A 10,945-nucleotide genomic window follows, 5' to 3' on the forward strand; every position below is an offset into this window, starting at 1 on the left:
ACCGGCGCTCAGGACCGCAGCGCAGGCTCCTCGTCGCGCTCCACGGCGGCCTTCCAGTCGGCCTTCTCGGCACGCCAGCCCTCCTCGGTGCGTCCACGGCGCCAGTAGCCCGACGCGGACAGCGACGTCAAGGGCACCTGGCGCTCGAGCCGGACGTGGCGGCGCAGCGTGCGCACGAACCCGGCGTCGCCGTGCAGGAACACCTGTGGCGTCCCGGGCAGGAACGTGAGCGACTCGACGGCCTCGACGAGCGCCTCCCCGGGCGCGCGGTCGGGGTGCTCGTCGCGGTGCACCCACCGCAGGTCGAGCGCTCCGGGCGACGTGAGGGCCTGCTCCTCGTCCGCCGAGGCGACCTCGACGACCGCGAGGACGGGCACGCCGTCGGGCATGGCCTCGAGAGCCGCGGCGATCGCGGGCAGCGCGCTCTCGTCCCCCACGAGCAGGTGCCAGTCCGCCGAGCCCGACGGCGCGTAGTCACCACCGGGGCCGAAGAAGGAGATCGGGTCGCCCACCTGGGCGGCGGCCGCCCACGGACCGGCGAGGCCCTCGTCGCCGTGCGCCACGAAGTCGATGGCCAGCTCGCGCGCCACGGGGTCCCACGAGCGGATCGTGTACGTGCGCATCGGGACGCGGCCCTCGGGACCAGCCGCGTCCGGGAAGAGGAGCTTGACGTAGTGGTCGGTGTACGGGCCGGCGTCGAACCCGTCGAGACCGTCCCCTCCGAGGACGACGCGGATCATGTGCGGCGTGAGCTGCTCGGTGCGGACGACCACGGCGTGGGTCGCGACGCGCTCGGGCCTGCGGGGGGCGGGGTCTGTCATGCGGTCCTCCAAGGTGCGCTCCGCCCGCGATGGCGAAGTGAGGCTAGCCTAACCCCGAACGCGCCGAGGGGTGACCGCCCGTCCAGGCACGGTCACCCCTCGGTCAGCACGGACGTGTCAGTAGCCCGACGAGCCGTTCTCAGCAGGCTCGATCCCGTCGAAGCCCGCGAGCACGGCAGCGGTGCCCGACAGACCCAGGCGCGTCGCCCCGTGCTCGATCATCGCGAGCGCGTCGGCGAGCGTGCGCACACCGCCCGAGGCCTTGACCCCGAGGCGTCCGCCCACGGTCTCGGCCATGATGGACACCGCGTGCGTCGAGGCCCCGCCCGCCGGGTGGAAGCCCGTCGAGGTCTTGACGAAGTCGGCACCCGCGGCCTCCGAGGCGCGGCACGCCTCGACGATCTCGTGGTCCGTCAGCGCGGCGGACTCGATGATGACCTTGAGCACCTTGGGCGCCGGGACCGCCGCACGGACAGCGGCGATGTCGGCCTGGACGTACGCCCAGTCGCCCGCCTTGGCCGCACCCAGGTCGATGACCATGTCGACCTCGTCCGCGCCGTCGGCGACCGAACGGGCCGCCTCCGCGGCCTTGACCTCGCTGTGGTGGGTGCCCGACGGGAACCCGCACACGGTCGCGATCTTCAGGCCCTTGCCGTCGAGCGGCAGGACCGAGGGCGAGACGCACACCGAGTAGACGCCGAGCGCGACGCCCTCGTCGACGAGCGCCTCGAAGTCCGCGCGGGTCGCCTCGGGCTTGAGGAGGGTGTGGTCGACGAACTGCGCGAGGGACGCGCGGTCCAGGGGGGACGTGCCTGCGGTGCTCACAGCTGTGCTCCTTGGATCTCCTGGTAACCGGGGAGGATGACGTCGTCGATGAGCGCGCGGCGCTCGTCGTGGTGGATGAAGGCGCTCCACGCGGCCGTGGCCGTGACGTCGTAGAGGTCCTCGAGCGTCCAGCCGGCCTGCTCGACGAGCAGCGTCATCTCGTGGGTCATGGACGTGCGCGACATGAGGCGGTTGTCCGTGTTGAGCGTGACCGCGAAGTCGAGCTCCTTCAGGCGCGTGATGGGGTGCGTCGCGATCGAGCCCGCCGCACCGGTCTGCAGGTTGGAGACGGGGCACAGCTCGAGCGGGATCTGGTGGTCACGGACCCAGTGGGCGAACTGCCCCAGGGCCGCGGTGCCGTGGCTCTCGTCGAACGAGATGTCCTCGATGAGGCGCACGCCGTGGCCCACGCGCGAGGCCTGGCCCAGGTGGACCGCCTCGGCGATCGACGTGACGCCCGAGGCCTCGCCCGCGTGGATCGTCACGGGGAAGTTCTCGTCGGCCAGGTACTGCCACACGTCGGGGAAGCGCGAGGGCGGGAAGCCGTCCTCTGCACCCGCGATGTCGAACCCGACCACGCCGTTGCCACGGTTGGCCACGGCGAGCTCGGCGATCTCCTGCCAGCGGTCGGCGTGCCGCATCGCGGTGACGAGCTGCCCCACGCGGATCGTGCGCCCCTGGGCCGCTGCGAGGGCCACGCCCTCCTCGAGCCCGGCCTGGACGGCGTCCACGGTGTCCTGCAGGCTCAGGCCGCGCTGCAGGTGCTGCTCGGGGGCCCAGCGCTGCTCGGCGTACACGACGCCGTCCGCGGCGAGGTCGAGGACGGACTCGCGGGCGACGCGCGCGAGCGCCTCGGGCGTCTGCATGACGGCGATGGTGTGGTCGAAGGTCTCGAGATAGCGCACGAGCGAGCCCGAGTCCGCCGACTCGACGAACCAGGTGCCCAGCGCGTCCGGCTCGGTCGCGGGCAGGTCGTGCCCGATCGCAGCGGCCAGCTCGATGATCGTCGCGGGACGCAGCCCGCCGTCGAGGTGGTCGTGGAGGACGACCTTGGGGAGCGCGGCGATCGCCGCGACGGTCTCGCTCACTGAGGAGGGTGTGGAGGTCATGCGCTCACGCTACCGGGCACGGGACGGGTGCACCCGACGGCCGCCCCGCCGGGCAGGTCACGGCTACGTCACGGGCGGTCATGCTGTCTCACGCGCCGTCGCCGCCAGGACCCCCCGGGGCGTCCGCATCCTCGTCGCCGCCCTCGCCGACCGGGACCACGGCCGCCTGCTCGACGACGTCGGCCTCGGCGGCCTCACCGTCCAGGTCGGGTCGTGGGGTCCCCGGGGTGTAGTCCTCTGCGTCCTCGGGCGAGGGCCGCGGCTCGCCCTGCGACTCCTCCTCGACCAGGTTCGTCGGGACGTCGTCGGGCGTGACCAGCCCGGCGTCTCGCCAGGCCTCCGCTCCGGGCACGGTGCTCATGGGGTGCTCCTCTCGCCGTCTCTCCATCGTCACCCGACCCGGCGCGACCCGCCAGCCCGTCCGGCGGGCAGGACCGCCCAGGTGACGTGCGGCCAGCCCCCGAGCGCGCGGCGAACGGCCTTGCTCGGCTCCCCCGCGACGCGCGTGCCCGCGAGGAGGTCCGCGACCCGCACACGGTGCAGCGCCCCGGACGACGGCTCGTACAGCGAGCACCAGCGCCCGCCGTGCGCGCTCGTCCCGCCGTCCGCGCCCGTCCCGTCCTGCGGCCCGCTCACCCCGGCCAGCAGCACCACGTGGCGCGGCACCGCGGTGGACCACCCGGTCCCGACGTCGCCGCCCGTGTACAGCGACACGGGCACGCCCGCGGCCGCGGACCGCAGCGCGCTCGCGAGCACCGGGTCGCCCGGGCCGCCGCCCGCGACGATCCGGTGCGTGAAGCGCACGTCGGCGTAGCGGGCGTCGCGCGCAGCCGTCCAGGGTGGCGTCCCGAGCCCGCCGGGCCACGGGAGGGGACCGAGCGCGGCGCGCGTCGTGCGCGCCTTGAGGAGGCGCTGGAGCGCCTGGAACCGGCCCGACGACGTCTCGAGCTCCCGGGCGGTCGCGTCCACCTGGCCCTCGCTCACGACGTGCTCGCCGGCCCCTCGCGAGACGTCGGTACCCGCGACGAGCCACAGCGCGACCACGGGGTCTCCCGCCGCGGCCAGGACGGCGAGGACCGCGGACCCGCACGTCGTCTCGTCGACCTGCACCGCCCGGGCCCGGCCCAGCACGAGCGGCTCCGGGAAGCGCAGGTCGGGGCGGCCGGGAGCAGAACCCTGGCCCTGGGCGACCGGGCGGCCCGCCACCGGGCCGGTTCCGCCCGCGAGGTCACGGCGCTGGTCAGGGGCGACCGCACGGCGACGCAGAGGGTCGAGCACGTGCTCGCGCTCCCACGGGCGCAACGACTCGAGCACCGTGACGAGCCGGTCCGCGACCTGCCCGGGATGCCCCGCGCGCAGGGCGGCCCGACGCGCCGAAGCGGCCGCGCCGTCGGGCAGGACGTAGCGCCCCGCAGGGGGCGACGGGGGCAACGGACCCCGGCCGGCGCCCGCTGCGCGCAGGACCCGGGTGAGCTGGAGGTCGGCGAGGATCATCCGGACAGCCTGCCATCCTTCGAGCCCCACGAGGGCCTCGCTCCCCGCGTCGCAGCCCTCAGAGCAGCCGGACGAGCGCGCTCGCCGCGCCCAGCAGGCCCAGGGTCCCCACGAGCGACGCGACCCTGACCAGGAACCCCCACGACCGCAGCCGACCGTCGCGGGGCAGCCCGCCCGACGGCGGCCGCAGGACCGCGGGCACGAGCGTCGCGACCGCGAGCACCCCCGCGCACGCCGCGAGGACGGGCTGCCCCGCGCGCAGGCCCGCGACCGCGAGCAGGATGGCACCGATCACGACCGCGAGGACCGTGCGCTGCCAGGCCAGAGCCGTGCGCTCGGGCTGGAGCCCGGGGTCCCGGGTCGGCGGTGTCACCGCCGCCAGACCTCGGTGACCGCGTACCCGGCCACGAGCAGCGCCAGGACGACGACGCCCGCGACCAGCACGGGCAGACCGTTCGGCGACGGCAGCGGTTCACCCCGGCGGATCGCCCGCTCGACGCGCTTCCAGGAGAGGAGCGCGTACCCCGCGAACCCGGCCCCGGCGAGACAGGCCACCGCGGCGATCAGGTCGACGAACCCGGTGAGGTCCGCGAACGACGCGAAGGACGTCAGCGCGACCCCGCCCGCGACCAGGCCGAGCCCCGTGCGCACCCACGCGAGCGCGGTGCGCTCGTTGGCCAGGCTGAAGCGGATGTCCGGCTCCTCGCCGACCCCGTAGACCGAACGCGGTCGACGGTCGTCGGGCAGGGAGGCCGCCGGGTCGCGCGGTGCCGCGCCCCCCGGGGCCTCCCCCTCCGACGTCATGTCAGGCGAGCCGGTCGAGGATCAGGGCAGGCGTCTCGACGACCGTGCCCGGGTCTGCGACGGCCCAGGCGCCGTCGAGCGCCTCGACCGCCCGGTCGAACCGCTCCGGGGTGTCGGTGTGGAGCGTGAGCAGGTGCTGCCCCTTGGTGACCACGTCGCCCGGCTTGGCGTGGATCTCGATCCCGGCCCCGGCCTGCACCGGGTCCTCCTTGCGGGCGCGGCCCGCTCCGAGGCGCCAGGCCGCGACACCCACGCCGAACGCGTCCAGGTGCGAGAGCACGCCGTCGCGGTCCGCGACCACGTGCTCCTTCTCGCGTGCCACGGGCAGCGGTGCGCGGGCGTCGCCGCCCTGCTCCGCGATCATCTCGCGCCACTTGTCCATGGCCCGGCCGTTCGAGAGCGCGTGCCGCACCTCCTCCTCCGGGACGGGCTTGCCCGCCGCGTCGAGCATCTCGACCGCGAGCGCGACCGTGAGGTCGACGACGTCGCGCGGTCCCCCGCCGGAGAGCACCTCGAGCGTCTCGCGGACCTCGAGCGCGTTGCCGGCCGTGAGGCCGAGCGGGGTCGACATGTCGGTCAGCAGCGCGACCGTGCGGACCCCCGCGTCCGTGCCCAGGTCCACCATGGTGCGCGCGAGCTCGCGCGCCTGCTCGAGGTCCTTCATGAACGCACCCGAGCCGACCTTGACGTCCAGGACGAGCGCCCCCGTGCCCTCGGCGATCTTCTTGCTCATGATCGAGGACGCGATGAGCGGGATCGCCTCGACCGTGGCCGTGACGTCGCGCAACGCGTAGAGCTTGCGGTCGGCCGGGGCCAGGCCCGAGCCCGCCTGGCAGATGACGGCGCCCACGTGCTCGAGCTGGTTCATCATCTGCTCGTTCGTCAGCGCGGCGCGCCAGCCGGGGATGGACTCGAGCTTGTCGAGCGTGCCCCCGGTGTGCCCGAGGCCGCGCCCCGAGAGCTGCGGGACGGCCACGCCGAACACCGCGACGAGCGGGGCGAGCGGCAGCGTGATCTTGTCCCCGACGCCTCCCGTCGAGTGCTTGTCGGCCGTGGGCCGCGAGAGCGCCGAGAAGTTCATGCGCTCGCCCGAGGCGATCATGGCCGCGGTCCAGCGACCGATCTCCGTACGGTCCATGCCGTTGAGCAGGATCGCCATGTTGAGGGCGGCCATCTGCTCCTCGGCCACGACACCGCGCGTGTAGGCGTCGATGACCCAGTCGATCTGCTCGGCCGACAGGCGGCCCTTGTCCCGCTTGGTGCGGATGACGTCGACCGCGTCGAACGACTCGGTCTCCTTGTTCGGCAGCGCGCCGGAGGCGCCCACCGGAGTGCTCTGCGTGCTCATGCTCTCTCCACCAGATCCTCGGGCCCGAAAGCGTCGGGCAGCACATCGGTCATGGGCTTGATGCCGCGAGTCGTCTCCACGAGCAGCCGGGGCCCGCCGTGCTCCCACAGGAGCTGGCGGCACCGACCGCACGGCATGAGCACGTCGCCGTGCCCGTCGACGCACGCGAACGCCACGAGGCGCCCGCCCCCGCTCCCGATCAGGTCGCTCACGAGCGAGCACTCGGCGCACAGCGTCACGCCGTACGCCGCGTTCTCGATGTTGGCTCCCGTGACCAGCCGGCCGTCGTCGACCAGCGCGGCCGCCCCGACCTTGAACGAGGAGTACGGCGCGTACGCCTTCTCCATCGCGGCCCGGGCGGCGACCCGCAGGGCCTCCCAGTCGATCGTCGGTGTCTCGTCGCTCATCCGGTCATCCCTTCACGTACGGTTCGCCCGCGGCAGCGGGCCCGCGCACGCGACCGACCAGGCCGGCGACCGCGAAGATCGTCACGACGTAGGGCAGCATGAGCATGAACTGGTTGGGGATCGGGGTCTCGAGGACGCCGAGCACCTGCTGCAGCTTGTCGGCGAACCCGAAGAGCAGCGCGGCTCCTAGGGCGCCCCACGGGCTCCAGCGGCCCAGGATCATCGCGGCGAGCGCGATGTACCCCTTGCCCGCCGTCATCTCCTGGCCGAACGCTCCCACGGACCCGATCGTGAAGAACGCGCCGCCGAGGCCCGCGACCATGGACCCGAGCAGGACGTTGCCCCACCGGGTGCGGTTCACGTTGATGCCGACCGTGTCCGCGGCCTGGGGGTACTCCCCGACCGAGCGGACGCGCAGGCCCCAGCGTGTGCGGAAGAGCGCGATGCTGATGACGATGACCGCGACGTAGAGCAGGTACACGATGATCGACTGGCGGAACAGGACCGGACCGATGATCGGGATCTCGGAGAGCAGCGGGATCGGGAGCGTCGGCAGGCGCGGGGGCGTGTTGAGCGTCGCGGGGTCGTTCTTGAGCACCGAGGAGAACAGGAAGCTCGTCAGACCCACCGCGAACACGTTGAGCACGACACCGACGATGATCTGGTTCACGTGGTACTTGACCGTGAACAGTGCGAGCATCGCGCCGATCAGCAGCCCGGCGAGCGGCGCGGCCACCAGACCCACGTACGCGTTGCCCACGACCGAGGCGAGCACCGCGGCGCCGAACGCGCCCGTGAGCAGCTGACCCTCGATCGCGATGTTGACGACGCCGGCCCGCTCGTTGAGCAGACCGCCGAGCGCACCGAACGCGAGCGGGACGGCGAGGAGCAGCGAGCCTTGCAGGAGGCTCACGATCGACGTGCTCTTGTCCGCGACGGCCCACACGAGGAACGTCAGGACCCACAGCACGCCGAAGACCGCGAGCACCCAACGGCCCACCGGCTGGTCCGCGCGGACCCGCACGGTCGCGTAGCCCGCCAGGAGCAGGCAGAGCACCGAGAGGACGATCGCGGTGGCCCGCGTGGGGAGCTCGACCGGGTCGAACTTGAGGAGGTCGGCCCCGGTCGAGATCCCGAAGGTCGTCACGGAACCAGCAGGTCCCAGGAGACCGAACAGGACGAACGAGAGCAGGCCGAAGACCCCGAGCGTGATGGGGACCTTCCAGCTGCGGGTCGCCGTCACGGCAGCGACCTGGGTACGCGGTGCGGCCATGGCGGTCATGCGCTGGCTCCCTTCACGACGACGGGGTTCGGGGCGGGCAGCCGGAAGATCGCCCGCACGAGCGGCGGGGCCGCGATGAAGAGCACGACGAGCGACTGGATGACCAGGACGATGTTGATCGACGTACCCGTCGAGGCCTCCATAGCCCGGCCACCCACGTTGAGCCCGGCGTACAGCAGACCGGCGAAGAAGATGCCGAGCGGCTTGGACCTGCCCAGCAGGGCGACGGTGATCGCGTCGAACCCGATGGATCCGGCGATCCCACCGGTCAGCGCCTTCTCGGTGCCGAGGATCTGCACGGCACCGGCGAGGCCCGCGAGGGCACCCGAGACGACCATGACGAGCACGAACGAGGACGCCACGCCCATGCCTGCGGTCCGGGCGGCCTGCGGGTTGGAGCCCACCGCGCGGAACCGGAAGCCCCACGTCGAGCGGGACATGAGCCACCAGACGAAGACCGCGGCGAGGATCGCGACCAGGAAGCCCGCGTTGAGGCGGAACTGGTCGCCGAGCAGCAGCGGCAGCTGGGCCGTGTCCTTGACGCCCGGGCTCTTGGGCTGGTTGGAGCCGGGCCGGGTGAACGCGCTGGTCGTGAGGAACCACGCGACCAGGTAGAGCGCGACGTAGTTCAGCATGATCGTCACGATCACCTCGTGCGCACCCGTACGGGCCTTGAGGAACCCGGCGATGCCTGCCCAGAACCCACCCGCGAGCACGCCGCCGAGCAGCGCGAGCAGCAGGTGCAGGACGGGCGGCAGGCTCCAGGCGAAGCCGACGTAGCCACCGATCGCAGCACCCATGAGGACCTGCCCCTGGGCGCCGATGTTGAACAGGCCCGCGCGGAAGCCGACCGCCACGCCGAGGGCCGCGATGATGAGCGGCGTCGAGACCGTCATGGTCTCGGTCAGCGAGCGGATGCCACGAGCGAACGTGGGGGCCTCGTAGTTGAAGACCGCGCCGCGGAACATCGCCGAGTAGGCGTCGCTCACGGCGCTCCAGGCCGCGCCGAAGAAGTCGGCGGGCTTGGCGAAGAGGTAGCTCGCGGCGGCGGTCACGTCAGGGTCGGTGACGATGATCAGGAGTCCGCCGATGACGAGCGCGAGGACGAACGCCAGGACGGTGACGCCGAACGGGCCCGTCGTGATCTCCCGGAAGGTCGCAGCCCAGCGGGCGTCGCTCGCGGGCTTCGCCGCGCGCGGCGCCTCGGGGGCCGGCTCCCCCGTCGCCGGAGGGACGGGCTGCTGGTCGGTCACTGGGTTGCTCCCGTCGTGTCGGTCTGGTCGGTCACCTGTGCGGTGGCCTCGTCGTAGGGCACGCCGGCCATCATGAGGCCGAGCACCTCGCGGGAGGTCGTCGGGGGGACGAAGCCCACGATGCGCCCGCGGTACATCACGGCGATCCGGTCGGCGAGCTCCACGACCTCGTCGAGCTCGGTCGAGACGATGATCACCGGCGTGCCGTTGTCACGCTCCTGGACGATGCGGCGGTGCAGGAACTCGATGGAACCCACGTCCACGCCGCGCGTCGGCTGGCTCGCGATGAAGAGCTTGAGCGGTCGCGAGAGCTCGCGCGCGAGGACGACCTTCTGCTGGTTGCCGCCCGAGAGCCGGCCGACCTCCTGGCCGGGGCCCTGCGTGCGGATGTCGAACTCCGTGATGCGGTGCTCGGCGTTGCGCCGGATCTCCGGCAGGTTGAGCGCGATGCCCCGCGCGTACGGGGACTTGTCGTAGAGGTCGAGCACGAGGTTCTCCGCGACCGTGAAGTCGAGGACGAGGCCGTCGACCTTGCGGTCCTCGGGGACGAACCCGATCCCGGCGTCGAGGGCCGCGTCGGGCGAGAGCCCCCGCAGCTCCTTGCCGTGCAGCTCGATCGACCCCTCCGCAGAGGGGAGCAACCCGAGGATCGCCTCGGTGAGCTCGGTCTGCCCGTTGCCCTGCACGCCCGCGACGGCGAGGATCTCGCCCTGCGCGACCGAGAACGAGACGCGGTCCACGACGGCCTGCCCGTTGGGCGCGAGGACCGTGAGGTCCGTGACCACGAAGGTCTCGTCACCGAGCTTCGCGGGTGCCTTGTCGAGGCCGAGCGAGACCGAGCGTCCCACCATGAGCGACGCGAGCTCGGTCTCCGAGGCCGTCGGCTCGGCCTTGCCGACGACGGCGCCGCGGCGGATGACCGTGATGACGTCCGCGACGGCCTTGACCTCGCGCAGCTTGTGCGTGATGAAGACGATCGAGGTGCCCGAGGCCTTGAGCTGTCGCATGATCTCGATCAGCTCGTCGGTCTCCTGCGGGGTCAGCACCGCGGTGGGTTCGTCGAGGATGAGGACCTTGGCCTCGCGTGCGAGCGCCTTGACGATCTCGACGCGCTGCTGCACGCCGACCGGCAGGTCCTCGACGACGGCGTCCGGGTCCAGGCCGAAGCCGAACCGCGCGGACAGGTCGCGGACGCGGGCACGGGCGGCCTCGAGGTCCAGGAACCCCCCGGCCTTGACGTCCTCGTGCCCGAGCATGACGTTCTCTGCGACGGTGAACACGGGCACGAGCATGAAGTGCTGGTGCACCATGCCGATCCCGGCGGCGAGCGCGTCACCCGGTCCCCGGAAGGCGCGCTCCTCGTCGTCGAGCAGGATGGCGCCCGAGTCGGCCTGATAGAGGCCGAACAGCACGTTCATCAACGTGCTCTTGCCTGCGCCGTTCTCCCCGAGGAGGGCATGGATCTGCCCCGGTTCGATGACGAGGTCGATGTGGTCGTTGGCGACGAGCGGTCCGAACGACTTGGTGATACCGCGGAGCTCCAGCTTCACGTACGGTCCCTTCGATGCACAGGCAGCCTTGCCTGTGACGTTAGCCCAAGAC

Annotated in this window: 12 protein-coding genes; all 12 read right to left on the reverse strand. The window is 72.7% G+C overall.

Going from position 1 to position 10,945, the window contains the following annotated elements; genetic code table 11:
• Nucleotides 1-8: 8 nt before the first annotated feature.
• On the reverse strand, nucleotides 9-821 hold the full coding sequence (locus ACFWFR_RS02740) for a siderophore-interacting protein (RefSeq protein ID WP_377621030.1): 813 nt from the start codon (nucleotides 819-821) through the stop codon (nucleotides 9-11).
• A 117-nt stretch (nucleotides 822-938) separates the two neighbouring features.
• The gene (gene deoC / locus ACFWFR_RS02745; protein ID WP_377617530.1) at nucleotides 939-1,646 is read right to left on the reverse strand and encodes a deoxyribose-phosphate aldolase; all 708 of its coding nucleotides are present in this window, start codon (nucleotides 1,644-1,646) and stop codon (nucleotides 939-941) included.
• Nucleotides 1,643-2,755, reverse strand: a complete 1,113-nt coding sequence (locus ACFWFR_RS02750) for an adenosine deaminase (RefSeq protein ID WP_191803706.1) — start codon at nucleotides 2,753-2,755, stop codon at nucleotides 1,643-1,645. Before ACFWFR_RS02750 ends, deoC begins: the two co-directional genes overlap by 4 nt.
• Before the next feature lie 88 nt (nucleotides 2,756-2,843).
• Nucleotides 2,844-3,116, reverse strand: a complete 273-nt coding sequence (locus ACFWFR_RS02755; protein ID WP_377621032.1) for a hypothetical protein — start codon at nucleotides 3,114-3,116, stop codon at nucleotides 2,844-2,846.
• Between the two features lie 29 nt (nucleotides 3,117-3,145).
• Complete coding sequence (locus tag ACFWFR_RS02760) at nucleotides 3,146-4,249, reverse strand: hypothetical protein (protein ID WP_377621034.1); 1,104 nt, start codon at nucleotides 4,247-4,249, stop codon at nucleotides 3,146-3,148.
• A 58-nt stretch (nucleotides 4,250-4,307) separates the two neighbouring features.
• Entirely contained in the window at nucleotides 4,308-4,622 is a 315-nt protein-coding gene (locus ACFWFR_RS02765) for a DUF202 domain-containing protein (RefSeq protein ID WP_191803712.1), read from the reverse strand.
• Nucleotides 4,619-5,053 (reverse strand): YidH family protein, encoded by a 435-nt coding sequence (locus ACFWFR_RS02770; RefSeq protein ID WP_377617524.1) that lies wholly within the window; start codon nucleotides 5,051-5,053, stop codon nucleotides 4,619-4,621. The genes ACFWFR_RS02765 and ACFWFR_RS02770 overlap by 4 nt, the downstream gene beginning before the upstream one ends.
• Before the next feature lies 1 nt (nucleotide 5,054).
• Nucleotides 5,055-6,401, reverse strand: a complete 1,347-nt coding sequence (locus tag ACFWFR_RS02775; protein WP_354509770.1) for a thymidine phosphorylase — start codon at nucleotides 6,399-6,401, stop codon at nucleotides 5,055-5,057.
• Nucleotides 6,398-6,808 (reverse strand): cytidine deaminase, encoded by a 411-nt coding sequence (locus ACFWFR_RS02780; RefSeq protein WP_191803718.1) that lies wholly within the window; start codon nucleotides 6,806-6,808, stop codon nucleotides 6,398-6,400. Before ACFWFR_RS02780 ends, ACFWFR_RS02775 begins: the two co-directional genes overlap by 4 nt.
• 4 nt (nucleotides 6,809-6,812) lie before the next feature.
• Nucleotides 6,813-8,081: an ABC transporter permease gene (locus tag ACFWFR_RS02785; RefSeq protein WP_377617608.1), complete on the reverse strand. Its 1,269-nt coding sequence runs from the start codon at nucleotides 8,079-8,081 to the stop codon at nucleotides 6,813-6,815.
• 5 nt (nucleotides 8,082-8,086) lie between these two features.
• Nucleotides 8,087-9,343 carry an ABC transporter permease gene (locus tag ACFWFR_RS02790; protein ID WP_191803722.1) on the reverse strand — a complete coding sequence of 419 codons (1,257 nt, stop codon included), beginning with the start codon at nucleotides 9,341-9,343 and terminating at the stop codon, nucleotides 8,087-8,089.
• The gene (locus ACFWFR_RS02795; RefSeq protein WP_377621037.1) at nucleotides 9,340-10,893 is read right to left on the reverse strand and encodes an ABC transporter ATP-binding protein; all 1,554 of its coding nucleotides are present in this window, start codon (nucleotides 10,891-10,893) and stop codon (nucleotides 9,340-9,342) included. The genes ACFWFR_RS02790 and ACFWFR_RS02795 overlap by 4 nt, the downstream gene beginning before the upstream one ends.
• Between the last annotated feature and the right edge of the window lie 52 nt (nucleotides 10,894-10,945).

The organism is Oerskovia sp. NPDC060287, assembly GCF_042726775.1.
In the GTDB taxonomy this organism is placed as follows: Bacteria; Actinomycetota; Actinomycetes; order Actinomycetales; family Cellulomonadaceae; genus Oerskovia; species Oerskovia merdavium.

Bases quoted from the DNA above. Each gene is read 5' to 3' on its own strand.
- ACFWFR_RS02740 (WP_377621030.1), bottom strand. From the start codon at position 821: ATGACAGACCCCGCCCCCCGCAGGCCCGAGCGCGTCGCGACCCACGCC.
- ACFWFR_RS02750 (WP_191803706.1), bottom strand. From the start codon at position 2,755: ATGACCTCCACACCCTCCTCAGTGAGCGAGACCGTCGCGGCGATCGCC.
- ACFWFR_RS02755 (WP_377621032.1), bottom strand. From the start codon at position 3,116: ATGAGCACCGTGCCCGGAGCGGAGGCCTGGCGAGACGCCGGGCTGGTC.
- ACFWFR_RS02760 (WP_377621034.1), bottom strand. From the start codon at position 4,249: ATGATCCTCGCCGACCTCCAGCTCACCCGGGTCCTGCGCGCAGCGGGC.
- ACFWFR_RS02770 (WP_377617524.1), bottom strand. From the start codon at position 5,053: ATGACGTCGGAGGGGGAGGCCCCGGGGGGCGCGGCACCGCGCGACCCG.
- ACFWFR_RS02775 (WP_354509770.1), bottom strand. From the start codon at position 6,401: ATGAGCACGCAGAGCACTCCGGTGGGCGCCTCCGGCGCGCTGCCGAAC.
- ACFWFR_RS02780 (WP_191803718.1), bottom strand. From the start codon at position 6,808: ATGAGCGACGAGACACCGACGATCGACTGGGAGGCCCTGCGGGTCGCC.
- ACFWFR_RS02785 (WP_377617608.1), bottom strand. From the start codon at position 8,081: ATGGCCGCACCGCGTACCCAGGTCGCTGCCGTGACGGCGACCCGCAGC.